A 26,023-nucleotide genomic window follows, 5' to 3' on the forward strand; every position below is an offset into this window, starting at 1 on the left:
TGAGGCACCAGGCGGCGAAACCCGACCCTCACCCTGTCGAAGTAGGTGGAGGGTTCCTTCCCTGCCTTCAGACGGCCCCTTCGAGGCGGCCTCGTAGCACGTTCGCCTTCCGGTCGTCGAGATCCATGACGAGCTGGAGCGCGTCGCGCCAGGCGGCCACGGCCTCGTCGGTCCGCCCCCGCGCGGCCAGCGCGCAGCCGCGTTCGTCCAGCGCGTCGGCCTGCCCCCAGACGTCACCGCAGTTCCGGTAGGCGGCCAGCGCCCGCTCGCAGTACGCGAGTGCCTGGTCGAGCTCGCCGAACCGGCGGCTGGTCCTGGCGAGCGGTACCAGCGCGAAACCCATGCCGTGCTGGTCCGCGTCTTTCGCGTACGCCTCGAAGGCGCGGAGGCCGTGTTCGAGGGCCGGTTCCCGCTCGCCGAGATCGCGGTACGCACGGCCGAGGTGGACGCGCGCGGTCGCTTCGCCGAGCCGGTAGCCGATCCGCGCGTTCACCGCCACGCTCTGTTCGGCCAGCCGCACGGCTTCGGCGTAGTCCTCCCGCTCGTGCGCGATGTTCCCGAGCCCGACCAGCGCCCAGCCCAGGCTCGGGTTCTCGCCGATCTCAGCGGAGATCTCGACGGCCTGGCCGAACAATTCGTGCGCGCGGTCGAGGTCGCCGCGACGCCGGTGCGCCTCGGCGAGGTTGATCGCCGACCACGCCAGCCCGCCGAGGTCGTCGCCCGCCTTCGCGGCCTCGATCGCCACCTCGTGGCTGGAGATCCACGTCTGCCACGGCCTGCCGAGCAGGTGGTAGTCGAACAGTTCCACCGGCAGCCGCCAGCCGATCTCGTACAACCCGTGGTCCAGCGCCAGCCGGGCGACGCCGGTGATGCTCGGCATCTCCGACGCGCACCAGATGTAGGCCTCGTCGAACGAGGCGAACCGGAGCGGCTCGACACCTTCGGGCGCGGGACCCAGGTCGATGTGGTGGTCACGGGCCGGGGTCAGCGTCCAGCTCGCCGCGTTGGCCGCGTGGAGATACCAGTGGGTCAGCCGGGAGACCGCGGCCTGCCGCTCGTCCCGCCACCGCGCGGCGGCGGCCTCTTCGGCGGCGTAGACGCGGAGCAGGTCATGGAACCGGTAGTACCGCGCGCCGATCTGCTGGATGAGATGGGCCTGCGTGAGTTTGTCGAGAAGCCTTCGCGCGTCGTGTTCGGGCAGCCCGACGAGGGCGGCCGCCGCACCCGCGGTGAACCGCGGGCCGGGATGGAGGCCGAGCAACCGGAACATGCGGGCGGTGTCGGCCTCCAGCGCGCGGTAGGACCAGCTGAACGCGGCCCGGACGCCGACCGCGTCGTCGTCGACCGCGAGCAGTTCCAGTCGCCGCCCTTCGGCGACGAGTTCGCGGGCGAGATCGCCGACACTCTGATGCGGATGGGTGGCGACCCGTTCGGCGGCGATGTTCACCGCGAGCGGCAGCGCCGCGCACAACCGGACGAGCCTGCCGACACCTTCGGGATCGCCCGCCGCGCGTTCGTCGCCGATGAGGTCGGCCATGAGCCGCGTCGCTTCGACTTCTTCCAGTGGCTCCAAGGAAACCTGAACCGCGCCGCTGCCGACGACCAGTCCGGACAGCCGCCGTCTGCTGGTGATCAGCACGGTGGTGTCCGGCGTGCCGGGCAATACCAGCCGCACCTGGTGCGAATCGAGGGCGTTGTCCAGGACGACGAGCGTGCGCTGGCCGCGCAACAGGCCGCGCAGCAGCGCGAGCCGCATGTGCTCCTCGGCGGGGATGCGGTCGGGGCGGACACCGAGACAGCGCAGGAGGTCGTCGAGGATGTCCGCGGGTTGCGCGGGGGAGCCCGCCGCGTAACCGCGCAGATCCGACCAGAGGACGCTGTCGAACTCCTCCTGGCGCCGATTCGCCCAATGCAGGACGAGCGCGGTCTTCCCGACGCCCGGCGGCCCGGCCACGAAGACCACTTTGGCGGCTTCGGTGAACACTTTCTGGTCGAGCAGGGTGAAATGTTCTTCGCGGCCGACGAAATGACCAGGCGGCGGGGGGAGGTGCACATACGGTTCCGCGCGGGCGGCTTCGGCGAGCACGATCAGCGTTCCGCCCGCCCCCAGCGCGCGATCGCAAGCCTCGGCGAATTCCGCGCTCGGCGGGGTGAGACCGCGTTCGACCCGGCTGATCAGGCTTTTGTCGACATAGGCGAGTTTCTGGAGATCGCGCAACGCCAGGCCACCGGCCTGCCTCCGCTCCCGCAACGCGCGGCCGAACGTCAGCGCGGCCGTCGAGACCGGCCTCGGTTCCGCGCGTGCTTTCCCGGTCTCACCGGATCTGGCGGAGCCGGAACTTTCGGTCACCAGAAGCACCTTTCTCCCCGCTTCGCGGCAGATCGTGCCACAACCTTCCCACTGCCTGGGTCACAACACGGACACCGGGTGCGCGGAGAGGGGAAGACAGCCCGCAAACTGAGCGAGAACGCGCCCGTCCCCACCGGTGCGCCAGGCGAAAGGGAGGTGGATCATGCGCGACCGTGAAATGTGAGCAGGCCCTGTTCCGCCCTGCGAACAACCGGGCGAGTACTGATCTCCTCGGAAACCGGGCGTGGCCGCCTTTCCCGGCGGCCACGACCGGGACCCCTCGAAACATGCAGGAACGCTTAATGGCGGTATAGATCTTTTCACTTGTCCTGACGAGTCGCCCGAGGCAGCTTGGAGAGGTGTCCAGCGGCCCGGCGAAAGGAACCAAGTGAGCATCGGCGCGCCGGGAACCCTGATCCGGATGGGCGTTCTCGCCTTGTTGTGGGGATCGGGCTTCCTGGGGATCAAACTCGCGCTGACCGGGTTCACGCCCGTTCAGATCACCGTCATCCGCTGCGCCCTGGGCGCGGCCGTCCTTCTCGTGCTGAGCCGCTGGGCCGGGCAACGCCTCCCGCGTGGCCGCCGGATCTGGGGCAGGCTCCTCGTCGCCGCCTTCTTCTGCAACGTCCTGCCGTTCGCGTTGTTCGGCATCGGTGAACTGACCGTCGACTCCGGTGTCGCGGGGGTGATGAACGCGACGACCCCGTTGTGGTCGTTGCTGATCGGCATCGGGATCGGCACCGAACGCCGGATCAGTGTGCCCCGGGTGGGCGGGCTGATCCTCGGCTTCGGCGGCATCCTGCTGATCTTCGCGCCCTGGCAGAGAAGCGGCCCGCTCGGCTGGGGGACACCGGCCCTGCTCGGAGCCGGCATCAGCTACGCCATCGCTTTCGCCTACATGGGAAGGAAACTCGTCGGCGAAGGCGGCCCGATCGCGATCTCCGCCGCGCAAGTGCTGACCGCCACCGGGTTGAGCGCGCTCGCCCTGCCGTTCGACGCGGCACCGGCCGGATCGCTGAACCCGACCGCGTTGATCGCCGTCGTCGTCCTCGGGATCTTCGGCACCGGCGTCACCTTCTACCTCAACTACCGGCTCATCGCCGACGAAGGCGCGACGTCCGCGGCGACCGTCGGCTACCTCCTGCCGGTCGTCTCGGTCGTGCTCGGCGCGCTCGTGCTCGGCGAAGACCTCGGCCCGCGGGTGCTCGCCGGGATGGCGGTGGTGCTGCTCGGAGTCGCCCTGACGCGCTACCTGAGGTCTTCGGCGAGCAAATCCATCAGCAGCCCGTCATGCCAGCCGTCGCCGTCGGTGTCGCGCTCGTAACCGCGCATCACCCCCACCTCACGGAAGCCGACGGCCTTGTAGCAGCGGATGGCGGCGTCGTTGTCCACGGCGGGATCGATCACCAGCCGGTGGTGCCCGCGGTCGTGCAGGAGGTGGCGGGCCATCGTACGGACGGTGTCCGTGCCCAGCCCGCGGCCGTGCGCGGCCGGATCCAGGAAGAGGTCGACCGAGGCGTGCCGGTACATCGGGTCGTCCTCCTCGCCGTACTGGGCGAAACCGCGGACGACGCCGTCCTCCAGCACGGTGAAGCGGGCCGTGGTGGGGTCGTCGAACGGCCAGGTGGGAGAGTCGTCGACCGAACCCCAGCGAGCCCTGACCTCGGCCGTGCCGCGGATCCGCCGCAACGCGGCGACATGGGCTTCGGTGACCGGGGTCAGCGTCACGATCTCCCCGCGCAACTCGGTTCTCAGTTCCCGCTCCGTCCGCTCGTACGAGTGGCGCCAGTCTAGGGAGAAATCGGTGGAGTCGCCGCCGGGACAGCACGGAGTGAGGGTGTCTTCCCGGTCAGGATCAGGTATCAACGAAAGGGAAGGTGGAGGTGGGTCATGGGGAACCCGATCGAGGGACTTCGTCCGGTGGAAGAACTGGTCGACGGCGGCCCGACGGCCGTGCGGGCCGCGGTACTGCGCAAGGCGACCGAAGCGGTCGTCAGGAACGCCCGCGACGCGACGGATTGCCGGATGCTGCTGGAGATGCTGGGGCTGCATTCCGAGCCGTCGGCCCGGGCGGGCGAACAGGCCGCTTGAGCCTGCGGGCTCGTGGGTGGTGACGACGGGTCGGCCGTCCCGGTTTCCGGCGAAGGGAGATCGGCGATGGACGATTCGAGACGTCGAGTGTCCGCGGCCGACGAGCGGAGTGGGAAAGATTCAGGACGTTCGACGGCTTGAATCTTCCCCCTTCGCGCGCACCAGCACTCAGCCGAGGCTTCGGGACTCCTGCGCCGTGGCGCTGCTCAACGCCGCGGCAGCACACAGAATTCGTTGTCCTCCGGGTCGGCCATGACCACCCAGGGATCCGATTCGGGGTCCTCGACGATCCTGGCACCGAGTGACACGAGCCGCGCGACCTCGTCGCGTTGGTCGAGTTCGGTGGGGGCGAGGTCGAGGTGCAGCCGGTTCTTGCCCGACTTTCCCTCAGGGACCGGCTGGAAGAGCAGGCTCGGCACGTCCGGACTCTTCAGTTCGACGTAGGTCACGCCGTGACCGTCGGTCCACCGTGCGGTTTCGGGATAGCCGAGTGCTTCCTTCCAGAACGCGGCCAGTGCTTCGGCCTCACGACAGTCGACGGCGACGGCGAGTATCCGGGTTCGCATGATGCCCACGGTGGCACGGAAGGGTGAGGTTTGCCGGATGCGCGGACGGGCACCCCGCGGGGAACAGATCCACTCGCCGAAGGGAGCACCATGAAGGCCGTCACCTGGCATGGGAAACGCGATGTCCGGGTGGACACCGTCCCGGATCCGAAGCTGATCGAGCCGACCGACGCGATCGTGCGTATCACCTCGACCGGTATCTGCGGCTCTGACCTGCACCTTTACGAGGTCCTCGGCGCTTTCATCGACGAAGGCGACATTCTCGGGCACGAGCCGATGGGCATCGTCGAAGAGGTCGGCTCCGGGGTGACGAACCTGAAACCCGGCGACCGGGTCGTTGTCCCCTTCAACATCTCCTGCGGGCACTGCTTCATGTGCGACCGCGGCCTGCAGTCGCAGTGCGAGACCACGCAGGTCACCGACCGCGGCAAGGGCGCGGCACTGCTCGGCTACACCAAGCTCTACGGCCAGGTCCCCGGTGGCCAGGCCGAATACCTGCGAGTGCCGCAGGCTCACTACGGCCCGATCAAGGTGCCGGACGGCCCGCCGGACGAGCGGTTCGTGTACCTCTCCGACGTCGTGCCCACCGCTTGGCAGGCCGTCGACTACGCGAACGTCCCCGAAGGCGGCACCGTCGTGGTCTTCGGGCTGGGCCCGATCGGCCAGTTCTGCTGCCGGATCGCGAAACACCGGGGTGCGGGCAAGGTGATCGGCATCGATCTGGTGCCCGAACGGCTCGCGAAGGCCGCCGCGTCCGGCATCGTCACCTACGACACGCGCGAGCACAAGCATCTCGGCGACCTCATCCGGGAGGTCACCGGCGGCCGGGGCGCGGATTCGGTGATCGACGCCGTCGGGATGGAGGCGCACGGTGCCCCGATCGGGCGGCTGGCGCAGAATCTCGTCGGTCTCTTGCCCGATCCGATCGGCGCGAAGCTCACCGAGAAGGCCGCGATCGACCGGCTCAGCGTGGTGTACGCGGCCATCGACTGTGTCCGGCGCGGTGGCACGATCTCGCTGAGCGGGGTCTACGGCGGCATGGTCGACCCGCTGCCGATGATGGAACTGTTCGACAAGCAGATCACCTTGCGGATGGGGCAGGCCAACGTCCGGCGCTGGCTCGACGACATCATGCCGCTGATCACCGACTCCGCCGACCCGCTCGGTGTCGAAGGCTTCGCGACGCACAAGCTGCCGCTGGCGCAGGCGCCGCACGCCTACGAGATCTTCCAGAAGAAGCAGGAGGGCGCGGTCAAGATCCTCCTCGAACCGTCGGCGGCCTGAGGTGTCGGCTCTCGGATGGCGGGTATTCGAAGTACGAATCCAGACGAAAGGAGCGAAGGAATGACCACGGCACGAGACATCATGACCGCCGGTGTGACCTGTGTGTCCGCGTCCGACACCGTGCTCGACGCGGCGAAGAAGATGGCCGCCGAGTCGGTCGGCGCGATGCCGATCTGCGGTGAGGACGGCAAGCTCGAAGGCATGCTGACCGACCGCGACATCGTGGTGAAGGTGCTCGCCGAAGGCAAGGACCCCAGGGCGTTGCACGCCTCGGAACTCGCCCAGGGCGAGGCGGTGACGATCGGCGCGGACGACGACGCCGAGAAGATCATGCGCACCATGGCGAACCACCGGGTGCGGCGCCTGCCGGTGATCGACGGCCACCAGCTCGTCGGCATCGTGGCACAGGCTGACGTGGCGAGGGCGCTGCCCAATCCGGCCAGCGGTGAACTACTGGAAGCGCTGTCCTACGACTGACTTGCCATACTCCTTCGGTGGCGTTCTTCGGCATCGAAGGCTATTCCCCCGTGTGGCTCTCCGGACTCGAGACGATCCGGAGAGCGCACGGGGATCGTTTGCGCGCGTTGGTGGGCGGACGACTCCAGCGCGTCCACCTCACTTGGTTCGTCGAGTACGCCGAGTGGCTTTCGGACGCGCCCGTGATAGTGGACTTCGGTGCCGAACGGCTCGAGATCACGCACTGGAAATTCGACGAGCTTTCCCTGACCTGGAACACGATCGACCCGTACGGCAAGCCGGCCTGGGACTGGGGTGACCCGGCCGAGCCCAGCCCGCTCCGGTGGCGGCAGGACGTCTGCCCGGAACTGTCCGCTTTGGAGGGGCAGGTGCTCCAGGACGTCGAACTCCTGCGATCCGTGAGCCCGGACATGGCCGAGGGCATGGTGGCGCTCGGTTTCGTCTTCCCGCGGGGCCGCTTCACCGTCTTCAACGCGCTCGACGAGAACGGCATCGAGTTCGTCGAGCCGGACTCCTCCTGGCGAAGGCACTCCTGACGGGGGCATTCCCGCCGCACAGTGGCGTTCCCGACACCCCGCACGCGGTCGAAGCATGGGCGGACCTGATCGACTCTGTGCCAAGGTGAAAACCGGAACAACCCAAGAGCCCAGGTGGTGACCCCGGATGGCACTGAAGATCGGTTACAAGGCGTCGGCCGAGCAATTCGGCCCGCGCGACCTCGTCGAGTACTCCGTACTCGCCGAGCAGGTCGGGCTGGACAGCGTGATGGTCAGCGACCATTTCCAGCCCTGGCGGCACCAGGGCGGGCACGCGCCGTTCTCGTTCGCGTGGATGGCGGCGGTCGGCGAGCGCACCGAGCGGGTCGTGCTCGGCACCAGTGTGCTGACGGCGACCTTCCGCTACAACCCGGCCGTGGTGGCGCAGGCGTTCGGCACCCTCGGCAGCCTGTATCCGGGCCGCGTCCTGCTGGGAGTCGGCAGCGGCGAGGCCCTCAACGAGGTCGCGGTCGCCCGCATCGAGTGGCCCGCCTTCAAGGAGCGGTTCGCGCGGCTGCGCGAGGCGATCGAGCTGATGCGCAAACTGTGGACGGAGGAGCGCGTCACGTTCGAGGGCGAGTACTTCCAGACCACCGACGCCACCGTCTACGACCGTCCCGACGGCGGCGTGCCGATCTACATCGCGGCCGGCGGCCCGGTCATGGCGAAGTACGTCGGCAAGCAGGGTGACGGCTTCATCTGCACCAGCGGCAAGGGGATGGAGCTGTACACCGAGAAGCTGCTGCCCGCGGTCGCGGAAGGCGCGGAGCAGGTCGGCCGCGGCACCGGCGACATCGACAAGATGATCGAGATCAAGCTGTCCTATGACCCGGATCCGGCGCAGGCGCTGGAGAACACCCGGTTCTGGGCGCCGCTCTCGCTGACACCCGAGCAGAAGGCGGGCATCGAAGACCCGGCCGAGATGGAGAAGGCCGCGGACGCGCTGCCGATCGAGCAGGTCGCCCGCCGCTGGATCGTCGCCTCCGAACCCGCCGACGCCGTCGAGCAGATCAAGCCCTACGTCGAGGCGGGCTTCGACCACCTCGTCTTCCACGGCCCCGGCCACGATCAGGAGCGGTTCCTGCGCTCGTTCTCCGAGCAGGTCGTCCCGGGTCTCCGCGAACTCGGCTGACCCGGCGCGGGTGGTGGCACCGCGCGACGGTGCCACCACCCGGCTCCAGGGTGGCGGGACCTTGGCGGCCGCTCCCGCCCCCCGCCGGTTTTCCTTGGCCTTTTCCTCGGCGACGTCCTCGGGATTGGCCGCGGTCACGAAGCACTTCGGGGTCACCTAGGAGCTGTGAACATCCTTTGCGGCGGCGCGGGCCGGTGTGGGACGACTACGAGGGCGAGACCTTGCGGGAAGGCATCTGCGAACCAGGCCAGGTGTGGCTGCGCGACGACCACCCTGGCGCTGCGTGCCGCCGCGTTCGCGGGCGGCACGCCGGTGATCAGGACTCGGTGACGAGTTTGCCGATCTCCTGGTCGAAGTCGAACCATTCCGGCTCGGAGCCCGCGGGCACGGCGTCGTAGGTGCGGTCGAGGAACTCGGCCAGTTCCTGTGCCTGAGCTTCGAGGACCGCACAGCCGTCAGGCGCGCTGAGGGCGAAAATCACGATCGAGGTGTCGTCGGCCGGGCTGATGATCACGTCGCCTTCGCCCGATGGGGTGAGGAGCCCGTCCGCGAGCAGGTCACGGCCGAACATCCACCGGACCGTCCCTCCGCCCGAGTGGTAGGCCACCACGACGGCGTAGGGATCCTCCGGGTCGTATTCGAGATCGGCCTGGACCGGCAGCGGGTCCGCACCGAAAGTGCGCAGGCCGAAGACGATCGTCCCCCGGATGAGGTCATTTTCCTTGTCCAACGCTTCAGCCCCTTACGTTCGGTTGCTGTTGATCTTCAGCTATTGATAACCCAATGTGAAGCCTTTTCGTGACCCGAGTTGACAAGGTTCACACGTTCGGCTGAGAGCTGCGTCTCAAGTGCTCACGGACGGTTCCTGCCGGGCACTCGGGGTGAGCGAGTGTGGAATGGCGATCATTCGTGCACAAGAAAGAGATCCGCACGTGCATATTCCGGTGAAGGAAAATAGCCAACCGTTCGGCGGAGTGCATCGTTATTTGTTCTGGCTAACCTCATTGTACGTCGTTCGCGTATTCCAGGAGATCGGCGTGACTCCGTCCTGGACCTCGACGAGCTTGGTCGTTGTGGATCGGGAGGAAGCGACAATGGGCGCACGAGTGACCATCGCCATTCCGGTACGCGAGCCAGGAGCGTCGCCGTGACCGACCGGCTGCCGCTGCGCGTCGGGCAATCCGACATCGACCGGCTGGAGGGCGTCATCGCCGCGCTCCGGGCGCGCGACTATCGGGAAGGCGGCGGGTCCTGCCGGGACCTGCTGCGGGTGCTCGAGCCCTACGGCGCGGCGCTGCGCCGGGGAATGATGTCCGAAGCGCTGGCCCGGCGCCTGGCCGGAGTGGTGGCGGATCTGCACAATCTGCGGGGGTGGACGGAATTCGACTCCGGCCGCCCTGTCCGGGCGGAACGGCACTTCCGGCGCGCGCTCGAACTCGCGGCGGAGGCGGGCAACGACGACCTCGTCGCCAACGTCCGATACCGGATCGGCCGGATGTACCTGCATCACCGCACTCCGGTGGAGGCGCTCGAGCAGTTCGGGCAGGGGCAGGTGGCGGCGCGCCGGGCGGGAAGGACGCTGTCGCAGGCGATCCTGTCGGCGAATGAGGCTTGGGCCTACGCGCTGCTCGGTGATGTGCGCGCGGCGCTGGACAAGCTTTCCCTTGCCCCGGAACAGTTCGCGGATTCCGTCGGTGACGTGAGCCCGTCGTGGTCCGCCTTCTTCACGGCCAACGACCTCGCCGCGATGATCGGCACCGTGCGCACCGAACTCGCCAGGCTCGTCGACGTCCGGCACAGCCGGGAGGCCATTCCCGCGCTCACCGAGGCCATCGACGGCTACGGCCCGGACATGGTGCGCAGCCGGTCGCTGACGATGATCTGGCTCGCGGTCGATCACGCGCTGGAAGGCGACCTCGACCGGGCGGCGGCGGTCGGCCTCGCCGCGATGGAGATCGCGGGCCGAATCCGTTCCGCTCGTACGCGGGACCGTTTGCGGCCGCTGTCGGAAAGTGTGCGCAGACGGGTGGGCGATATCAATGCGCGAGATCTTCTTGACCGGATCGCCACATTTCGGGCCGGCGCCTGAGCACCGCAGAATGGGTGGAGGAATGACCGGATCAATTTCGCCGGGCGTAGGCTCGCGGACATGAAACGGACTTCGTTCGCGCAGTGGCCGTGTTCGATCGCGCGCACCATGGACCTGCTCGGCGACTGGTGGACGCCGCTGGTCCTGCGGGAGGCGTTTTACGGGATCCGCCGGTTCGACGAGTTCCAGCAGGAACTCGGTATCGCGCGGAACACCCTCGCCGACCGCCTGCGCCGCCTGGTCGGGGAGGGGCTGCTGGAGAAGCGCGCGTACCAGGCCGACCCGGTCCGTTACGACTACGTGCTCACCGAGAAGGGCGCGGATTTCTACGGTGTGCTCGCCGCCATGTCGCGCTGGGGCGACCGCTGGCTCGCCGAGGGGGCCGGGCCGCCCGTCGTCCTCCACCACGAGACCTGTGGGCGCGATACGCACGCCGAGGTCGTCTGCGCGCACTGCGCCGCGCCGCTCACCGCCGAGAACACGCGGGCGCGGCTCGGGCCCGGCTACCCGCCGAGGCTCGCGAACCGGCCTGACGCGGTGCGCCGCTTCGCCACGCAGGAAGGTTTGACAACGTAAGTCCATTTACGCAACTATCGAGGTCGCGAGCAGGGGAGGCGACCACGATGGAGTGGACCGGCGCCAAGTACGCCGACAAGCCGACGGTCGGGGCAGGGGTCTGGGTCGACGCCGAGCCGGAGCGGGTCTGGTCGATCGTCTCGAACGTGCGGCTGATGCCGGAGATGAGCCAGGAGGTCCGCTCGGTCGAATGGTGCGACGGCGCGGCCGGTGAAGCCGCGATCGGCAGGCGGTTCGTCGGCCGCAGCGAGCACGCCTCGTTCGGCGAATGGGAGACGACCTCGTACGTCGTCGAATGCGAAGCGCCGCGTGTCTTCGCCTGGGCGGTGCAGGACCCCGAGACGCCGACCGCCGTGTGGCGCTTCACGCTGGAACCCGAGAACGGGGGCACCCGGCTCCGGCAGTGGATGCAGATGGGACCGGGGCGGTCGGGTCTCTCGCTGGCCATCGACCAGATGCCGGACAAAGAGCAGAAAATTGTCTTCGTGCGGCTGCGCGAATTCGAGACCGCGATGACCGGGACCCTCGCCGCGATCAAGGAGCGGGCAGAGGCCGGCGGCGCCTGATGCGCACGGCGACCACGGTCGAGGCCTCGCGCGGCTGGCGGGAAACGCTGGAGTTCGTGCTGGAGGCGGAAAAGCTCGGTCTCGACGACTGCTGGGTCGCCGAGGCGTGGGGTTCGGACGCGCCGTCCGTACTCGGTTACCTCGCCGCGCGGACCGAGCGGATCCGGCTCGGCTCGGGGATCATCCAGCTCGGCACGCGGACCCCGGTGGCGATCGCGCAGGCCGCGCTGACGCTCTCGGACCTGTCCGATGGCCGGTTCGCCCTCGGGCTCGGCGCTTCGGGACCGCAGGTGATCGAGGGGCTCCACGGCATTTCGTTCGCCCGGCCGCTGACGCGGATGCGGGAAACGGTCGCGATCATCCGCCAGGCGTTCGCGGGGGAGAAGATCTCGTTTTCCGGCAAGGAGTTCGAGATCCCGCTGCCGGGGGAGAGCAGGCCGATGCGGCTGTCGTCGGCGCCGAATCCACACATTCCGGTCCACCTGGCCACGCTCTCGCCGAAATTGCTGGAACTGACCGGCGAGATCGCGGACGGCTGGCTGGGCACCAGTTTCGTCCCGGAAGGGGCGGAGGCCTACTTCTCCCATCTCGACGCCGGACTCGCGAAGTCGGGCCGGACGCGGCCGGACCTCGAGGTCTGCCAAGGTGCCGAGGTCGCCTTCGCCGCGGACGAGGACGAGTTGCGCGGAATGGTCGCCGGCCGCAAGGCCGAACTCGCGTTCAGTCTCGGTGGGATGGGCTCGGCGAAGACGAACTTCTACCACAACGCCTACAGCAGGCAGGGCTGGGCCGAGGTCGCCTCGGCGGTGCGGGAGCGGTGGCAGTCGGGAGACCGGGAAGGCGCGGCCGCGCTGGTGACCGACGAGATGGTGCTCGGCACGACGCTCATCGGTACCGAACCGATGGTGACGCGCCGGTTGCGCGTCTGGCGTGACGCCGGGGTCGATACGGTCCGGCTGTACCCGGCGGGGGACACGGTCGCCGACCGGCTCACCACCCTCGGCCGCGCGCTGGACCTGGTCCGCGCATTGGCTTGAGGAATTCGCCCGAATGTCCGCGCCGGTCGAGGTGACCGGCCGAGCGCAGCCGCTCCCGGCTGCGCCAAGCGAGTAGAACTTGTTTCATTTTTCCTCCGGTGGAGAACATGACCTCGCTCGATCCCCGCGTGACATGAAGTCGCTCGGTAGCGCAATCGGTGGTGACCTTCGGCTACGTCGCGGCGAACGACCTCGCCGATCGGCCCGGGGGTCGAGCCGGACCGCGGTGAGGGCGCCGAACACCGTTCGAGGACGGTGACGACACTCTCGCCGAAAGCGTGCCGCGGCTCTGTGGTGCGCACGGCCGGCCCCCCGACCGGTTAAGGTGGCGCCGTTCGCGTGGCATCAAGGGCTGGGGGGTCCGCCATGACCATCAAACGTGCCTATATCACCACGGGGATCTCCGTCGCGCGCTCGTCCTCGCCGCACGGGAACTCCTCGTCGAGCGAGGTCCCGAGGGGGTGAGCCTGCGCGGCGCGGTCGCGAAAGCGGGCGCGTCCACCGCGGCACCGTACCGGCATTTCCGCGACAAGGACGCGCTGCTGGCGGCGGTCGTACTGGAGGGGCACGCCGAATCGCGGGGCCGCCTGCGGGGCGGTGGCGCCGGGACGGTGACCGTGCTCGGGCATTCCTACCTCGGCTTCGCGCTGGAGAATCCGGCGTTGTACCGCCTGATGGCCGGCGCCGGAATCGGCGACCGCGCCGCATATCCGGCATTGGCCGAGGCGCACCGGACGACCCGTGCGGTGCTGGCCGAACGGGTGGGGGAACGGCGCCACCCGGGCGGGATCGCGGTCACGCTGTGGTGCCTGCTCCACGGGCTGGCCACGCTCGTGATCGACGGGCACGTCGAGCGGGGCACCGCCGTCGCGGAAGCCGAGCGCAGTCTGGCGCTTTTGAACCGCTGAGACCTTCGTGAGTTGTGACGCTGCTTTGTCTTCCCGAAAGAGCATGAAACGAGCGACGCCTCACTGACCGGCGCTGAACGAGCGTGCGGCGCCCGCCGGTCCGGGGACCGCGGGAACCGGGTCGCGGCGGGCGGTAAGGACGGCGGCGAGGGCCGCGCCGACCCGGCCGTCCGGAGTCCGGTTCGGTGAGCGCGGCGTGGTGCGCGGCGAGGAGCCGTCCGGCGGCGTCCCGGGCGGCAGCGGGCTGCCCGGCCGCACGGGTACCTCGTCGGCGGGATGCGAACGCGTCTTCGAGCACGCCGCGACCGCCGATGGTCTCCCGCATCGCCGCCCTTCCCCGAAAACAGGCCACACCGGAGAAGTGAAGTGGCCCCGCGGCGGGACGGGATACGCACTTCCGGGCAGCCGATGGGGCGGGGTCGCGCCGAACGGCCCAGCAGGCGGCGTGACCGACACCGCCCCGGAAAACCACCCTGCCGGGTCCTGCGTCCCGGTGCGTTCCTGGCATGCTGGCAAGGTTCGCGCGAACACCACAGCTCCAGGGGGACGTCGACAATGGAGGAGATCCGCCGCCTCGCCGACCGGTTCGATCTCATCGAGCCCGTCGGCGGTGGCTCCATGGGCACGGTATGGCGGGCACGCGACGACGACCTGGAACGCATGGTCGCGATCAAGGAACTCCTCCTGCCGCACGGCGCCGGTGAGCAGAAGGCCGACGAAGCCAAGAACCGGGCGCTGCGCGAGGCCAGGATCGCCGCGCGGCTGGTGCATCCGCACGCCATCACCGTCTTCGGCGTGATCGACGAGCAGGATCGCCCGTGGATCATCATGGAGTACCTGCCCTCGAGGAGTCTCGCGGACAAACTGCGCGACGGGCCGATGGAGGTCGAAGACGTCATCCGCCTCGGGATCCAGTTGTGCTCGGCGCTGGCCGCCGCGCACCGGGCGGGCATCGTCCACCGCGACATCAAGCCCGGCAACGTCCTGCTCGGTGAGGACGACACCGTCAAGATCACCGACTTCGGGATTTCGCGGGCGATGGGCGACGTCCAGCTCACCGCGACCGGCGAGATCTCCGGCACGCCGGCGTTCCTCGCGCCCGAGGTGGCCCGCGGCGAAGACGCCACGTCCGCTTCCGACGTGTTCTCGCTCGGCGCGACGCTGTACACCGCGCTCGAAGGCGGGACGCCCTACGGCACGGCGGAGAACCCGATCGCGTTGCTGTACCGCGCGTCGAGCGGCGAGATCACTCCGCCGGTCAGGTCGGGGATCCTGACGCCGCTGCTGAACCGGCTCCTCGACGTCCGGCCGGACAGCAGGCCGACGATGACCGAGACCGAGCGGGAACTGCGGGCGCTGGCGGCGGGGGAGCCGACGACACTCGCCGCCGAAGAGCCGCCACCGAAAGCACGCAAGGGGATGCTGATCGGCGTGATCGCCGTGTTCCTCGTGCTCGCCGCGGTGGCCGCCGCGGCCGTGGTCGTGGTGCTCAACCGCGAGGAAGACACTCCTTCGGCCCAGGTTCCGCCGTCGGCTTCTCAGTCGCAGCCGGTCATGCCGCCCACTTCGGAACCGGTCGCGCCACCGCCTTCGCCATCCTCCGTGCCTTCGTCGACGCCGACCCCTCCTCCGTCCTCGTCGTCCTCGGCCGCGCCGCCTCCCGCGCAGACGCCGGGGCAGGCGCTCGCGGCCTACTACGCCCTCATCCCGGGAAATCTCCAGGCGGGGTTCGCGACGCTGAGCGACAACTTCAAGCGCAGCAGGAACCAGAGCTTCGAGCGGTATTCGAACTACTGGAAGGACTACCGGTCGGTGACCGTGTCGAACGTGACCGAATCCGGGAACAAGGTGACGGCGACGCTCACCTACGTCAGGGCTTCCGGCGGCACCACGACCGGGCGGGAGACCTTCGTCCTGGTCCAGCAGGACGGCCGGTACCTCATCGACTCGCAGCAGGCAGGCTGAGTTTCCCGGCGAGGCGATGAAGCCAGGCTTCGACCTCGTCGGGGGAGCGGTCCGGGAGGCCGAAGACGGTCTCGGTGACCCCGGCCGCTTCCGGCTCGGCCAGGTTCCCCGGATCGGGCCGGACGCCGAGCGCCGAGATCTCCGGTTCGCCGGCGCGACCCGCTTCGTGCCAGATCTCGCGCAGCCGCCGCGCTTTGTCCTCGATGTCCGTGTCGCCGGGAGTGGTGAGCCAGCCGTCGGCCGACTTCGCGATCCAGCGGAACGTCTTGTCCGTCCCGCCCGCGCCGACCATCACCGGGATGCGTGCTTGAGCCGGTTTCGGCCACGCCCAGCTCGCGCCGAACGAGACGAACTCGCCCGCGTACGAAGCTTCGTCCTGCGTCCAGAGCGCGCGCATCGCTTCCGGGTGGTCGCGCAGGGCCGTCCGCCGTTCGCCGGCTGGGACGCCGGTGATCGGCCAGTTCGTCGACGTTCCAGCCGAAGCCGACGCCGAGGGTGACCCGTCCGCCCGAGAGGTGATCGAGACTGGCGATCGTCTTGGCCGGCGTGATCGGATCGCTCTCGACCGGAAGGGCCACCGCCGTCGCGAGCCGGATCCGGGTGGTCACCGAGGCCGCCGTGGCCGGCGCGACCCACGGGTGCACTGTGGGCGGGTAGCGGTCGTCGGGGAGCGACGAATCGCCGGTGCGCGGGTGGGGGCGCCTCCCGTTCGACCGGGATGTGCGTGTGTTCGGGTACGTGGAAGGCGTCGAAGCCCGGCGGCTTCCGCTGCCCGTGCGGCGGCCGCCGGGGTGATGCCCCGGTCGCTGGTGAACAGCACTGTCCCGTGGCGCACAGCCGCTCACGCTATTAGAACTCGTTTCAGTTCACCGCCGTCGCGTGCAGCTTGACCGGCAGGGCGTTCAGCCGCCAGGTGCCCGGGTCCGGGATCCGCAGCACGCCGTCGGCAAGCGCGAGGTCGGGGAACCGGCGCAACAGGGCGGTGAGCGCGACTTCGGTTTGCACTCGGGCCAGTGAAGCGCCGAGACAGAAATGCGGCCCGTGGGCGAACGCCAGATGCCAGGCCGGTCCGGCCGTACGGCGGATGTCGAAGACGTCCGGATCGGGGAACGCCCGCGGGTCCCGGTTCGCCGCGGCGACCGCGACGGTAACCGGTTCTCCCTCTGGGATCAGGATGTCGCCGATCCGGACCTCCGTGGTGGTGAACCGGGGGATCGTCAGCAACTGCGGGCTCTGCCAGCGCATCACTTCCTCGACGGCACCGGGCATGAGTGCCGGGTCTTCACGGAGCTCGGCCAGCCGATCGGGGCGGGAGAGCAGGATCTCGACGGCGTTGGCGATGACGTTGCCGGGCACCTGGCCCCCCAGGACGAGCTGCCAGACCAGGGCGACCAGCTCGGTTTCGCTGAGCCTGTCGCCGTCTTCGGCCTGGATGTGGAGCAGTTGGGAGATGACGTCCTCGGCGGGGTGGAGCTTCCGGTCTTCGATGGCGGCGAGCGCCCCCTTGACGATCCCGGGGACCGCCTTCGCGAGTCCGGCGCCGTCGCCGGCCGAGATCAAGGCGCCGTACTCGCGCCAGCGGGGACGGTCTTCGGCGGGGATGCCGACCAGCGCGCAGATCACGTCGACCGGCAGCGGGCGCGCGAAGGCCGTGACCAGGTCGATCTCGGTTTCACCGTCGAGGTCGTCGAGGAGGTCGTTCGCGAGCCGCTCGATTCCCGGCCGGAGCGCGGTGGCCTTGCGCGGGGTGAACGCGGGGGCGACCAGCCGTCGAAGCCGGAGGTGTTCCGGCCCTTCGGCCTCCTGCATCGTCCGCATGTAGGGGCGGCAGTGATCGGGGATGTCCATGCGCTGGTAGCTGTTCGGGCTCAGAGCGAAACGGGGGTCGCTCAGCATCTTCCGCGCCTCTTCGTGGCGCAGGACCGCCCACATCGCGAAGCCCGGTGCGACCAGTTTGGCGACCGGGGAGCGCTCACGGACCGGTCCGTAGGTGGTGAACGGGTCTCGCAGGACCTCGGGGTCGGTCAAGGCGATTTCGGGAACGTCGGGCATGGAAAGTCTCCCAGTTCGAATGTTAACGGCATCTGGATGCTGACGGTATCCGAATTCGAGGATGAGAGCAATCATGCCGAAGGTCGTGGGGGTGATGGCCCGACCGGGCCGTGCTTGTCCTGGTGAACGCCAGTCGATCAGGGCGCGGGCCGCTTCGGAGGCGTATCGATCCGTGGCCGGACGGAGGGCGCGCGTGACTCAGCGGACGACACGCGTGACTGGACGGACGACACACTTGATCAGTTGGACGACACGGCGCAATTCCGGCGGCGGAGTGTGTCGTCTGTTCGATCACGCGTGTCGTCCGACTGATCGCGTCTGTCGTCCTTCTGGTCACGGAAAGTCCTGATCGCTTGCTGGAAAAGGGTTTCTAGTGGAGGCTTTCTTGACCGATCGGTCCAGATGTGACTAAGCTTGCCTCGTGTCCCGGGTGAAGGAATTCGACGTCGACGCGGCCTGCGATGCCGCACTGGAGTTGTTCTGGCGACAGGGGTACGAGGCCACCTCGGTCAGTGACCTCGTCGCCGAACTCGGCATCGGCAAGGCGAGTCTCTATGCGACGTTCGGCACCAAGCACGAGCTGTACCTGACCGCCCTGAACCGCTACATCGCGAGGGGTAACGAACGGTTCGTCGAGGACTTCGCGGGGCCGGGGCCCGCGCTCGCGGGGGTGCGACGGCTCATTGAGCGCTACCTTGCCGAAATCCTCGGCGAAGCGGGACGCAAAGGCTGTTTCGTGGTCAACGCCGCCATGGAGATGATGCCGAGGGATCCCGAGGTCGCGAGAGTGGTGGAACGCAGCTGGTACGCGCTCGAACTCGCCTTGCGGATGGCGTTGAGCCGGGCCAAGGCTCAAGGCGAGCTCGACGCCGCCGCCGATCCCGAAGCTTTGGCCGGCTTCCTGCTCACCGTCCTGCAGGGCATGCGGGTGCTGGGCAAGGGGCCGGATCCCGCGGCGCGGGCACGTGCCACGGCGAAGCAGGCCATCGCGGTTCTCGAAACCGCTCGCCGACACTGATAATAGAACGATCGGACCAGAAAGTGGTTAATGTGTCTACTGCGGGGGAACGTTTCAACGGCAAGGTCGTCCTGGTCACCGGGGGAGGTTCCGGGATCGGCCGCGCCACGGCGGCCGCGTTCGCGCGTGAAGGCGCTCAAGTCGTCGTTTCGGGCCGGGACGGCGAGAAACTGCGACAGACCGTGAAGGAGATCAAGGGAGAGGGCGGCGCCGCCGACAGGGTGATCGCGGATGTGAGCGTCAGCGCCGACGTCGAGCGTCTCGTCGCCGAAACCGTGCGGCGGCACGGCAAACTCGACATAGCGTTCAACAACGCCGGTGTCCTCGGCAGTCCCGCGCCGACGGCGGATCTCGACGAGGACGGCTTCGACGCCGTCGTGCGGACGAACCTCACGGGCACCTGGCTGTCCATGAAGCACGAGATCGCCCAGATGCGGGCGAACGGCGGGGGCGCCATCGTCAACATGTCGTCCAACATCGGCTCGCACCACCGCCTGCCGGGAATGGCCGCCTATGCCGCTTCGAAGGCCGCCGTGGACGTGCTGACCCGCACCGCCGCCCGCGACCACATCGCCGAGGGCATCCGGATCAACGCGGTCAGCCCCGGCGCCACCGACACCGGCATGTCGTTCCGGCCCGGCGAGACCGAGACCGGCCGCGCCGAACGGCTCGGCGCGGTCATCCCGCTCGGCCGGATCGGCGCGGTCGAAGAGATCGCCGCGGCGGTCCTGTGGCTGGCCTCCGACGAGTCCGCGTACGTCGTGGGACACGACATCGTCCTGGACGGCGGCGCGAGCGCCTGAGGTTCAGCGGCGCGAAGGCAGCAGTTCCTGCATCTTCGTCTTGATTCCCTGGGTCACCAAGTGCCAGGCGTCGGGTTCGCCCTTGAGGACCGCTTCGGTCATCGACTTCATCTGCTCGAGGGTGGCGTGGGGCGGGATCGGCGGTACTTCGGGATCGCAGCGGACGTCGAGCACGGTCGGCACGTCGGCCGACAGCGCGACGTCCCACGCTTCGCCGAGCATGGCGGGATCGTCGACGGCGATCCCGCCAAGGCCGACTTGCAGGGCGAAGTCCGAATAGGACACTTCCGGCAGGCTCTGCGAGGGTTCGAACCTCGGCGAGCCGCCCATGGCACGCAGTTCCCAGGTGACCTGGTTCAGATCACCGTTGTGGAACACGCAGATGACACATCGCTGATCGGACCACGATTCGCGGTACCGGGCGATCGTCAGCAGTTCCGCCATCCCGTTCATCTGCATCGCGTCGTCGCCGACCAAGGCGATCACCGGCCGGTCGGGATGGGCGAACTTCGCACCGATCGCGTAGGGAACCCCGGATCCCATCGTCGCCAGCGTCCCGGAGAGCGTGCCCCGCATCCGGCCGCGCAGGCGGAGATTCCTGGCATACCAGTTGGTGGCCGAGCCGGAGTCGGCGGTGACGATGGCGTCTTCGGGGATCCGCTCGGACAGTTCGTGCACGATCCGCATCGGGTTCACCGGTTTCGCGTCCAGCATCGCCTGCCGGGTCACCGTCTCGTGCCAGCCGTCGACGTTCTTCTCGATCTTTTCCCGCCAGCTACGGTCGGGTTTGCGTTCCAGTAAGGGAATCAACCGGCGCAACGTGCTTTTCGCGTCGCCGAGCAGGTTGACCTCGGCCGGATAGCGCAGACCGAGGAACCGGGCATCGATGTCGATCTGGACGGCGCGTGCCTGGCCGAATTCCGGCAGGAACTGGGCGTACGGCATGTTCGAGCCGACGATCAGCAACGTGTCGCAGTCCCGCATCATCTCGTACGTCGGCCGCGTGCCGAGCAGACCGATCGAGCCGGTGACGTACGGCAGGTCGTCGGACAGGACATCCTTGCCCAGCAACGCTTTCGCCACACCGGCGCCGGTGAGTTCGGCGACCTCGCGCAATTCGGTGACGGCACCGCGCCCGCCCTGTCCGACCAGGATCGCGACCTTCTCACCCGCGTTCAGCACCTCCGCGGCGCGAGTGACCTCCTCCGAAGGCGGGACGACACTGGCCCTCGGGTGGTCGGGCGGGGAGGACGGCACGTGTTTGAACTCGTGCCGCGGCGGATGGTAGGTCTCCTCCTGCACATCCGCCGGGATGATCAGCGCCGTGGGCGCGCGCTGCGCGATGGCCGTGCGAAAGGCGCGGTCGAGCGCGTTCGGCAACTGTTCGGGGACGTTCACCTCGACGAGGTACTCACTCGCGACGTCCTTGAACAGTGCCTGGAGATCCACCTCCTGCTGGTAACTGCCGCCCATCGCGCTGCGCGCCGTCTGCCCGACGATCGCCACCACCGGCACGTGGTCGAGTTTGGCGTCGTAAAGACCGTTGAGCAGGTGGATCGCCCCCGGACCGGACGTCGCCATGCAGACACCGGGTCGTCCGCTGAGTTTCGCGTATCCGACGGCCGCGAACGCCGCCATCTCTTCGTGCCGCGTCTGCACGAAGCGGGGTTCGTTCTCCGCCGCGCCGAACGCGCTCACCAGCCCGTTGATCCCGTCCCCGGGATAGGCGAAGACCTGCTCCACGTTCCATTCGCGCAGCCTGGCCAGCACATGGTCCGCAACGGTTTCGCTCATGGCCGCCGGATACCGCCACCTTTCGGCGGCTAAACGTCCTCGAGGATCTTGGTGATCCCCGCGACCACGTCCGGGTGCCCGAGGGGCAGCGGTGGCGGGATCCGGTTGTACGGCTCGCCGGTACTGTGGGGGAGGACGTCCACCGCGGTCCCGCCGGATCGCACCCGCCCGGCCAGTTCGGAGGACTCGTCCGGCACCGGGTCGACCAACAGGACGTGGGACGCGACGCCCGGGTGTCGTTCGGCGAGCCTCAACGCGTCTCCGGCCGACTCGCCGGCGGCCACCACGTCGATCGGCGGGCCGCCGGGTTCCGCGTCGCCGAGCACGTCTTCGGCCTGGCTGAGGGCACCGTCGACCGGCAGCCTGCACCAGATCACCTGACGCTGGGCGGTGAGCGGCCGCCAGGTCGCCGGGAGTTCGCCGTGTTTGCCCTCGCCCGCGGGGTCGAGTACCAGCAGCTTCGCCCCGCTGTCACCGTCGGTGACCACCGCGGGGCCTTCGGCGCGGACGGGATCGGGTTCGGCGGTCATGGGTGTCTCTCCTCTAGCAGTTCGTGCGGGGGAGTTCGGGGGAATCGGTGTCCAGCGGCACCGATCTCGAGCGGACGAGTCCTAATTGGACCGTCTGCCGCTTCGTCACCGTTTCGAGTGCCCAGTCGGTGGCGGTACGCAGCCGGTTGCCCGGCATGGCCAGCAGATGGTAGCCGCGGGTGACCGCCTTGGCGGCGAAGCCGGAAAGCGGGATGTGCAAGGGATTCGCCGCGGCCTGGCGGGCGCCGAGATCCACGACGAAGCCGAGATCGTGGTGCCGGTAGGTGCCGTGCGAACCGTGCCCGAGCGACGCGGCCACGTTCCGCCCGGCGAGTTTGCCCTGCCGCTCGGCGTGCTGGGCCGTCATCGGTGTGTATTCGCCCGGCCTGGTCAGATCGGGGACGGCGGCCGCGTCCCCGCACGCGTAGACGTCACGCCGTCCGGGGACGTTCAGCTGCGCTGTCACGACGAGCCTGCCCTTGGCCGTCTTCATCCCCAGGGCTTCGATCAACGGGTCCGGCCGGACACCGACGCACCACACGAGGGTGTGCGTGGGCACGGATTCGCCGGAGGTCAGCGTGACCCCTTTCGCGTCGGCGTTGTCGATCGACGTCTTCATCAGCACCTCGACGTCGCGCTTCCGCAACACCTCGTCGGCGGTGTCGCCGAGCCGCCGGTCGAGTTCCGGCAGGACGCGTTCGGCCAGGTCCAGCAGCAGCCAGCGGATCTTCTGATCCTTCAGCTCGGGATGCCGGGCGGCGAGCGCGGTGGTGAACGCCGGCCCCTGCGCGGCGACCTCCGTACCGGTGTAGCCGGCACCGACCACGACGAACGTGCAACGCGCGTCGCGTTCCGCCTGATCCTCCGCGGAGGCGGCCAGTTCTATCTGGCGGGTGACGTGGTCCCGCAGATAGAGGGCCTCGGGCAGGCCGCGGAAGCCGTGGGCGTACTCGGGCACGCCGGGGATCGGCAGCAGCTTGTTGACGCTGCCCGCGGCGAGCACGAGGCGGTCGTAACCGAGGGAACGTTCGCGGTCCTCGGGATCGACGTAGCTCACGCTGCGGGCGTCGAAGTCGACGGATCTGGCGGTGCCGAGCACCAGCCGCACCCCACGCAACGTGCCGGGGATGGACACCGAAATCCGCCGTGGCTCGAGGATCCCGGCGGCGACTTCGGGCAGCAGGGGGAGGTAGAGAAAATAGTCGGTCGGGTTCAGCACGACGATCTCCGTGTCGTCGCCGACCGACTTGAGGAGGGTCTTGGCCGCGTTGTAGCCGGCGAACCCGCCTCCGACGATCACCACGCGCATGGGATCAGTCCTCGGTGGGCCAGTCGCCGGTCGCCTTGCGGTAGCCGACCGCACCCGCCCGTGCCGTGGCGGCCTTGACCGCGCCGAAGATCGCGCCCTGTGCGGCGGCGGCGACGATCACCTGTGTCCAGGTGAAGTCGCGGTCCGTGGCGTCCGGCGCGTCCTCTTCGCCGCTCACTCGTTTCCAGATCTGCTTGAACGCCATCCCGGCGAGTATCCCGCCCGCGGCACTGACGACCATGTTCAGCGGCTTGTAGAGAACCTTGTTCACGAGGAAGACCTCTTTCGCATGATCAGCCGGATCACCACGAGCAGGGCGAGAACACCGGCGAAGAACGGCAGGGGATTGGCGCGGACGACTTCGGTGCCCTGGCGGAACTTCTCCGCCGCGGGCTCGGAAACCTTCTCGGAGATCTTGGCGCTCGCCTCGTCGACCTTGGCGTCGAGGTTGTCGTTCACCCTCGACTTGACGTCCAGCTTCCGGCCGAGCGCGTCGAGCGTCTCGGTGAGCTCCTCGCGGGTCACGTCGCGATCCGCGCGGGCTTCTTCCGCGTTCTTGGGGAAATCGTTCATGAGCGCACTCCTTGCTTGACGGTCTCGACGTCCTTGCGGACACCCGCGATGGCCTCTTCCGGCACCGGCGGGGTCCCGCTAGAGACCTCCTTCTTGCCGACGAGGGCGGCAAGGCCGCCGATCAGGAGCAGCGCCGCGCCGGTCACCACGGCCGCCAGCCAGGCGGGCATGACCAGGGCGAGCGCGAGGACCACCGCGGTGATCAGGGTGGCGAGGCCGAAGAGCGCGAAAACGCCCGCGGCACCGAACAATCCGGCGCCGACGCCCAGCTTCTTCCCCTTGTCCTGCAACTCGGCCACGGCGAGCCGCATTTCGTCGCGGACCAGGTGTTTGACCTCGTCGCTGAGGTCGGAGACCAGTTCGCCGACCGACTTTTCCGCGGACGGCTTCCGGTGGGCTTCTTCGATCATGGGGCACCTCCTCGGAGCGTTCTGTCCGCCGGGTACCCGGCCTATCGGCCGGTCAATCACGGCGTGTTTCACCCGGCTGAGCGTCGGGTAGCCGAGAAGTGCCGGCTCGAAAAGACCGAACCGACAGGAAGATGTATGAGCACGATCACCGAAATGGTGGACGTCGAAGTCCCGGTGAAGACCGCGTACGACCAGTGGACCCAGTTCGAGAGCTTCCCCCAGTTCATGGAAGGTGTCGAAGAGATCCGCCAGATCGACGCGACCCGCACGCACTGGGTGACCAAGTTCGGTGGAGTGAGCCGGGAATTCGACGCGACGATCACCGGACAACATCCCGATGAGCGCGTCGCGTGGACGTCCGAGTCCGGTCCCGACCACGCGGGCGTGATCACGTTCCATCGCCTCGACGACAACAAGACCCGGATCACGGCGCAGATGGACATCGACCCGGAGGGTTTCGCCGAGAACGTCGCCGATAAACTCGGTGTGCTCGATCGCCGGATCAAGGGCGACATGAAGCGGTTCAAGGAGTTCATCGAGAGCCGTGGCCGCGGGTCCGGCGCGTGGCGCGGCGACGTGGACCGTCCCGGCAGCTGACCATGACCCGGAATCTTCCCTGGAAGACGGCGTTTTCCTGGGGGAGGTTCCGGGTATCTCCGGGAGTGAGGTCCACTACGAAGGGAGCGTTCCGGCATGACTACCAACGCATATGTGGCCTTCCTCGTCATCGGGGTGGCGCTGGTCATGCTCGACGGTCTGATCATCTACCAGAGCGGTAAGCGCTACCTGCAGGGTTCCCAGGGCGACCCGGCCGCGGGCGCGTCGATGACGTGGCTCGTGACGGTGTTGTTCCATCTCGCGACGCTGGGTGTCCTGGCGCTGCTGTCGACCGTCGACATCGGGGGCAGCGACCTTCCGGGTGTGGTGGGCAGGCTGGGCGTTCTGCTGCTGGTCCTGGCCGTCGCGCACGCGATCACCCTGAGCGTGCTTTCGCGCATCCGTGGTGAGCAGGAGGCCGAAGCGGTGATCAACCGGCCCAGGCGTGTCGAGCCCGAGCAGCAGGGCACGACGGTGACGCCGGTGCCCGGTCAGGACGGTCGGTACCCGGCCGCGAGCCCGTCCATCGAACAGCGGGCTCCGTACACGACGTAGGAAGGCGAGTGCCGGCAGGAGATTCCGCCGTGCACGAGAGCGAAGACCGACGGTGGGACGGGCGAGCGCCGTGACGATCCGGAACCGGTCGCGGGTGAGGCGCACGGGCGGCACGAGCCGATGTCCAGGGGACACGATCCACTCGAACCCGCTCGACCGTTGAGTACGGGAAGACCCCTTTCATGGCGTTAAGCGCGGTGAAAGGGGCCTTCGCGTGTCAACGGCGTACCCGATAGCTCAGGTGAAGCACCCGGTCGCCTGGGATCACCACGGCAGGATCCTCCAGGAGGCGCCGCGCGTCGACCGGCCCGAAGTAGCGTTTGCCGGATCCGAACACCACGGGTACGACGTCCATGCGCACCTCGTCGACCAGGCCCGCGGCAAGGATCTGGCCACCGACGTCGCCGGCCGCGACCTCGACCACCCGGTCACCCGCGAGCTCCTGCGCCTTGGCCACGGCCGCTTCGACGCCGTCAACGAAGTGAAACGGCGCTTCCGGGTCCCAGCTTTCGGGCGCGGGCCGATGTGTCACGACGACCACGTGGTCGATCCCGCTCGGAGGCTTGCCGTCCCAGCCGTCCGTGAGGTCGAAAACGTGCCGGCCGGCGATGGTCACCCCGATTTCGTCCCAGTACGGCCGGGTGTGGTCGTAGGACCGCTGCGACACCTTCAGCATGCCGCTCTCGTCCAAGGGGACGTCACCGGCGGACAACCAGTCGAACAGTGGTCCGGGCTGGTCGTTCTCGTCCGCGACGAAGCCGTCCACCGACACCGAGCCGTACATGACCACCTTGCCCACGGGCGC

General features: G+C 68.7%; 30 protein-coding genes and 1 pseudogene. 17 read left to right on the forward strand and 14 right to left on the reverse strand.

What is annotated here, in order from left to right; translation table 11 throughout:
- Positions 1-67 precede the first annotated feature (67 nt).
- The gene (locus P3102_RS14485) at positions 68-2,350 is read right to left on the reverse strand and encodes a helix-turn-helix domain-containing protein (RefSeq protein ID WP_276369692.1); all 2,283 of its coding nucleotides are present in this window, start codon (positions 2,348-2,350) and stop codon (positions 68-70) included.
- Between the two features lie 388 nt (positions 2,351-2,738).
- Between P3102_RS14485 and P3102_RS14490 the strand changes: the two genes are divergently transcribed.
- Positions 2,739-3,674: a DMT family transporter gene (locus P3102_RS14490; RefSeq protein ID WP_276369693.1), complete on the forward strand. Its 936-nt coding sequence runs from the start codon at positions 2,739-2,741 to the stop codon at positions 3,672-3,674.
- On the opposite strand, the gene P3102_RS14495 is transcribed toward P3102_RS14490, so the two are convergent.
- On the reverse strand, positions 3,599-4,216 hold the full coding sequence (locus P3102_RS14495) for a GNAT family protein (protein WP_276369695.1): 618 nt from the start codon (positions 4,214-4,216) through the stop codon (positions 3,599-3,601). The genes P3102_RS14490 and P3102_RS14495 overlap by 76 nt on opposite strands.
- A 24-nt stretch (positions 4,217-4,240) precedes the next feature.
- On the opposite strand from P3102_RS14495, the gene P3102_RS14500 reads away from it, so the two are divergent.
- A complete protein-coding gene (locus P3102_RS14500; RefSeq protein ID WP_276369696.1) occupies positions 4,241-4,441 on the forward strand; it encodes a hypothetical protein in 201 nt (66 codons plus the stop codon).
- A gap of 206 nt (positions 4,442-4,647) precedes the next feature.
- Here P3102_RS14500 and P3102_RS14505 read toward each other — a convergent pair whose 3' ends face one another.
- The gene (locus P3102_RS14505; protein ID WP_276369698.1) at positions 4,648-5,007 is read right to left on the reverse strand and encodes a VOC family protein; all 360 of its coding nucleotides are present in this window, start codon (positions 5,005-5,007) and stop codon (positions 4,648-4,650) included.
- A 90-nt stretch (positions 5,008-5,097) separates the two neighbouring features.
- On the opposite strand from P3102_RS14505, the gene P3102_RS14510 reads away from it, so the two are divergent.
- From P3102_RS14510 to fgd, 4 genes are all read left to right on the forward strand, one after another.
- A complete protein-coding gene (locus tag P3102_RS14510; protein WP_276369699.1) occupies positions 5,098-6,291 on the forward strand; it encodes a zinc-dependent alcohol dehydrogenase in 1,194 nt (397 codons plus the stop codon).
- Positions 6,292-6,351: 60 nt separating this feature from the next.
- A complete protein-coding gene (locus P3102_RS14515; RefSeq protein ID WP_276369701.1) occupies positions 6,352-6,768 on the forward strand; it encodes a CBS domain-containing protein in 417 nt (138 codons plus the stop codon).
- A gap of 17 nt (positions 6,769-6,785) precedes the next feature.
- A complete protein-coding gene (locus P3102_RS14520) occupies positions 6,786-7,304 on the forward strand; it encodes a hypothetical protein (protein WP_276369702.1) in 519 nt (172 codons plus the stop codon).
- A gap of 127 nt (positions 7,305-7,431) precedes the next feature.
- Positions 7,432-8,436, forward strand: a complete 1,005-nt coding sequence (gene fgd / locus P3102_RS14525) for a glucose-6-phosphate dehydrogenase (coenzyme-F420) (protein WP_276369704.1) — start codon at positions 7,432-7,434, stop codon at positions 8,434-8,436.
- 316 nt (positions 8,437-8,752) lie between these two features.
- On the opposite strand, the gene P3102_RS14530 is transcribed toward fgd, so the two are convergent.
- Positions 8,753-9,166, reverse strand: a complete 414-nt coding sequence (locus P3102_RS14530) for an SsgA family sporulation/cell division regulator (RefSeq protein WP_276369706.1) — start codon at positions 9,164-9,166, stop codon at positions 8,753-8,755.
- Positions 9,167-9,332: 166 nt separating this feature from the next.
- Here P3102_RS14530 and P3102_RS14535 point away from each other — a divergent pair, with 166 nt between their 5' ends.
- The 6 genes from P3102_RS14535 (at position 9,333) to P3102_RS14560 (ending at position 13,612) form a co-directional block, all read left to right on the forward strand.
- Positions 9,333-9,587, forward strand: coding sequence for a hypothetical protein (locus P3102_RS14535; protein ID WP_276369707.1), 255 nt, complete (start codon positions 9,333-9,335; stop codon positions 9,585-9,587).
- A 14-nt stretch (positions 9,588-9,601) separates the two neighbouring features.
- Positions 9,602-10,525: a hypothetical protein gene (locus tag P3102_RS14540; protein ID WP_276371172.1), complete on the forward strand. Its 924-nt coding sequence runs from the start codon at positions 9,602-9,604 to the stop codon at positions 10,523-10,525.
- A gap of 60 nt (positions 10,526-10,585) precedes the next feature.
- Positions 10,586-11,101, forward strand: coding sequence for a helix-turn-helix domain-containing protein (locus P3102_RS14545; protein ID WP_276369709.1), 516 nt, complete (start codon positions 10,586-10,588; stop codon positions 11,099-11,101).
- Positions 11,102-11,148: 47 nt separating this feature from the next.
- Positions 11,149-11,667, forward strand: a complete 519-nt coding sequence (locus tag P3102_RS14550; RefSeq protein ID WP_276369711.1) for an SRPBCC family protein — start codon at positions 11,149-11,151, stop codon at positions 11,665-11,667.
- Positions 11,667-12,704 (forward strand): LLM class flavin-dependent oxidoreductase, encoded by a 1,038-nt coding sequence (locus P3102_RS14555; protein WP_276369713.1) that lies wholly within the window; start codon positions 11,667-11,669, stop codon positions 12,702-12,704. Before P3102_RS14550 ends, P3102_RS14555 begins: the two co-directional genes overlap by 1 nt.
- 461 nt (positions 12,705-13,165) lie before the next feature.
- Positions 13,166-13,612 carry a TetR-like C-terminal domain-containing protein gene (locus tag P3102_RS14560; protein WP_276369715.1) on the forward strand — a complete coding sequence of 149 codons (447 nt, stop codon included), beginning with the start codon at positions 13,166-13,168 and terminating at the stop codon, positions 13,610-13,612.
- A 60-nt stretch (positions 13,613-13,672) separates the two neighbouring features.
- Here P3102_RS14560 and P3102_RS14565 read toward each other — a convergent pair whose 3' ends face one another.
- Entirely contained in the window at positions 13,673-13,966 is a 294-nt protein-coding gene (locus P3102_RS14565; RefSeq protein WP_276369716.1) for a hypothetical protein, read from the reverse strand.
- 201 nt (positions 13,967-14,167) lie between these two features.
- Here P3102_RS14565 and P3102_RS14570 point away from each other — a divergent pair, with 201 nt between their 5' ends.
- Complete coding sequence (locus P3102_RS14570; protein ID WP_276369718.1) at positions 14,168-15,577, forward strand: serine/threonine-protein kinase; 1,410 nt, start codon at positions 14,168-14,170, stop codon at positions 15,575-15,577.
- Here P3102_RS14570 and P3102_RS14575 read toward each other — a convergent pair.
- Both P3102_RS14575 and P3102_RS14580 read right to left on the reverse strand, forming a co-directional pair.
- Positions 15,552-16,412 (reverse strand): annotated as a pseudogene (locus P3102_RS14575) (TIGR03619 family F420-dependent LLM class oxidoreductase). The gene P3102_RS14570 and the pseudogene P3102_RS14575 sit on opposite strands and share 26 nt — an antisense overlap.
- Positions 16,413-16,438: 26 nt before the next feature.
- A complete protein-coding gene (locus P3102_RS14580; RefSeq protein WP_276369719.1) occupies positions 16,439-17,629 on the reverse strand; it encodes a cytochrome P450 in 1,191 nt (396 codons plus the stop codon).
- A 421-nt stretch (positions 17,630-18,050) separates the two neighbouring features.
- Between P3102_RS14580 and P3102_RS14585 the strand changes: the two genes are divergently transcribed.
- Together P3102_RS14585 and P3102_RS14590 are read left to right on the forward strand one after the other, a co-directional pair.
- On the forward strand, positions 18,051-18,647 hold the full coding sequence (locus P3102_RS14585; RefSeq protein ID WP_276369720.1) for a TetR/AcrR family transcriptional regulator: 597 nt from the start codon (positions 18,051-18,053) through the stop codon (positions 18,645-18,647).
- Positions 18,648-18,679: 32 nt separating this feature from the next.
- Positions 18,680-19,450 (forward strand): glucose 1-dehydrogenase, encoded by a 771-nt coding sequence (locus P3102_RS14590; RefSeq protein WP_276369722.1) that lies wholly within the window; start codon positions 18,680-18,682, stop codon positions 19,448-19,450.
- A 3-nt stretch (positions 19,451-19,453) separates the two neighbouring features.
- Here the strand turns inward: P3102_RS14590 and P3102_RS14595 are convergent, their stop codons facing one another.
- The 6 genes from P3102_RS14595 to P3102_RS14620 are packed head-to-tail and all read right to left on the reverse strand — an operon-like array spanning position 19,454 to position 24,066.
- Positions 19,454-21,244 (reverse strand): thiamine pyrophosphate-requiring protein, encoded by a 1,791-nt coding sequence (locus P3102_RS14595; protein WP_276369723.1) that lies wholly within the window; start codon positions 21,242-21,244, stop codon positions 19,454-19,456.
- A 29-nt stretch (positions 21,245-21,273) separates the two neighbouring features.
- Positions 21,274-21,774: a hypothetical protein gene (locus P3102_RS14600; protein ID WP_276369725.1), complete on the reverse strand. Its 501-nt coding sequence runs from the start codon at positions 21,772-21,774 to the stop codon at positions 21,274-21,276.
- A gap of 13 nt (positions 21,775-21,787) precedes the next feature.
- Positions 21,788-23,083, reverse strand: a complete 1,296-nt coding sequence (locus tag P3102_RS14605) for an NAD(P)/FAD-dependent oxidoreductase (RefSeq protein ID WP_276369726.1) — start codon at positions 23,081-23,083, stop codon at positions 21,788-21,790.
- 4 nt (positions 23,084-23,087) lie between these two features.
- Positions 23,088-23,354 carry a DUF4235 domain-containing protein gene (locus P3102_RS14610; RefSeq protein ID WP_276369728.1) on the reverse strand — a complete coding sequence of 89 codons (267 nt, stop codon included), beginning with the start codon at positions 23,352-23,354 and terminating at the stop codon, positions 23,088-23,090.
- The gene (locus P3102_RS14615) at positions 23,351-23,656 is read right to left on the reverse strand and encodes a DUF3618 domain-containing protein (protein ID WP_276369729.1); all 306 of its coding nucleotides are present in this window, start codon (positions 23,654-23,656) and stop codon (positions 23,351-23,353) included. The genes P3102_RS14610 and P3102_RS14615 overlap by 4 nt, the downstream gene beginning before the upstream one ends.
- On the reverse strand, positions 23,653-24,066 hold the full coding sequence (locus P3102_RS14620; RefSeq protein ID WP_276369731.1) for a phage holin family protein: 414 nt from the start codon (positions 24,064-24,066) through the stop codon (positions 23,653-23,655). The genes P3102_RS14615 and P3102_RS14620 overlap by 4 nt, the downstream gene beginning before the upstream one ends.
- A 135-nt stretch (positions 24,067-24,201) precedes the next feature.
- Here P3102_RS14620 and P3102_RS14625 point away from each other — a divergent pair, with 135 nt between their 5' ends.
- Together P3102_RS14625 and P3102_RS14630 are read left to right on the forward strand one after the other, a co-directional pair.
- Positions 24,202-24,663, forward strand: coding sequence for an SRPBCC family protein (locus P3102_RS14625; RefSeq protein WP_276369732.1), 462 nt, complete (start codon positions 24,202-24,204; stop codon positions 24,661-24,663).
- Positions 24,664-24,759: 96 nt separating this feature from the next.
- Complete coding sequence (locus P3102_RS14630; RefSeq protein ID WP_276369734.1) at positions 24,760-25,218, forward strand: hypothetical protein; 459 nt, start codon at positions 24,760-24,762, stop codon at positions 25,216-25,218.
- 217 nt (positions 25,219-25,435) lie between these two features.
- Here P3102_RS14630 and P3102_RS14635 read toward each other — a convergent pair whose 3' ends face one another.
- A complete protein-coding gene (locus P3102_RS14635; protein ID WP_276369736.1) occupies positions 25,436-26,017 on the reverse strand; it encodes a dihydrofolate reductase family protein in 582 nt (193 codons plus the stop codon).
- Between the last annotated feature and the right edge of the window lie 6 nt (positions 26,018-26,023).

It is taken from the genome of Amycolatopsis sp. QT-25 (genome assembly GCF_029369745.1).
In the GTDB taxonomy this organism is placed as follows: Bacteria; Actinomycetota; Actinomycetes; order Mycobacteriales; family Pseudonocardiaceae; genus Amycolatopsis.

Excerpts from the sequence above, each read along its gene's own strand:
- P3102_RS14500 (WP_276369696.1), top strand. The coding sequence starts at position 4,241 with ATGGGGAACCCGATCGAGGGACTTCGTCCGGTGGAAGAACTGGTCGAC.
- P3102_RS14505 (WP_276369698.1), bottom strand. The coding sequence starts at position 5,007 with ATGCGAACCCGGATACTCGCCGTCGCCGTCGACTGTCGTGAGGCCGAA.
- P3102_RS14510 (WP_276369699.1), top strand. The coding sequence starts at position 5,098 with ATGAAGGCCGTCACCTGGCATGGGAAACGCGATGTCCGGGTGGACACC.
- P3102_RS14515 (WP_276369701.1), top strand. The coding sequence starts at position 6,352 with ATGACCACGGCACGAGACATCATGACCGCCGGTGTGACCTGTGTGTCC.
- fgd (WP_276369704.1), top strand. The coding sequence starts at position 7,432 with ATGGCACTGAAGATCGGTTACAAGGCGTCGGCCGAGCAATTCGGCCCG.
- P3102_RS14535 (WP_276369707.1), top strand. The coding sequence starts at position 9,333 with ATGGCGATCATTCGTGCACAAGAAAGAGATCCGCACGTGCATATTCCG.
- P3102_RS14545 (WP_276369709.1), top strand. The coding sequence starts at position 10,586 with ATGAAACGGACTTCGTTCGCGCAGTGGCCGTGTTCGATCGCGCGCACC.
- P3102_RS14550 (WP_276369711.1), top strand. The coding sequence starts at position 11,149 with ATGGAGTGGACCGGCGCCAAGTACGCCGACAAGCCGACGGTCGGGGCA.
- P3102_RS14555 (WP_276369713.1), top strand. The coding sequence starts at position 11,667 with ATGCGCACGGCGACCACGGTCGAGGCCTCGCGCGGCTGGCGGGAAACG.
- P3102_RS14570 (WP_276369718.1), top strand. The coding sequence starts at position 14,168 with ATGGAGGAGATCCGCCGCCTCGCCGACCGGTTCGATCTCATCGAGCCC.
- P3102_RS14580 (WP_276369719.1), bottom strand. The coding sequence starts at position 17,629 with ATGCCCGACGTTCCCGAAATCGCCTTGACCGACCCCGAGGTCCTGCGA.
- P3102_RS14595 (WP_276369723.1), bottom strand. The coding sequence starts at position 21,244 with ATGAGCGAAACCGTTGCGGACCATGTGCTGGCCAGGCTGCGCGAATGG.
- P3102_RS14600 (WP_276369725.1), bottom strand. The coding sequence starts at position 21,774 with ATGACCGCCGAACCCGATCCCGTCCGCGCCGAAGGCCCCGCGGTGGTC.
- P3102_RS14605 (WP_276369726.1), bottom strand. The coding sequence starts at position 23,083 with ATGCGCGTGGTGATCGTCGGAGGCGGGTTCGCCGGCTACAACGCGGCC.
- P3102_RS14615 (WP_276369729.1), bottom strand. The coding sequence starts at position 23,656 with ATGAACGATTTCCCCAAGAACGCGGAAGAAGCCCGCGCGGATCGCGAC.
- P3102_RS14620 (WP_276369731.1), bottom strand. The coding sequence starts at position 24,066 with ATGATCGAAGAAGCCCACCGGAAGCCGTCCGCGGAAAAGTCGGTCGGC.
- P3102_RS14625 (WP_276369732.1), top strand. The coding sequence starts at position 24,202 with ATGAGCACGATCACCGAAATGGTGGACGTCGAAGTCCCGGTGAAGACC.
- P3102_RS14630 (WP_276369734.1), top strand. The coding sequence starts at position 24,760 with ATGACTACCAACGCATATGTGGCCTTCCTCGTCATCGGGGTGGCGCTG.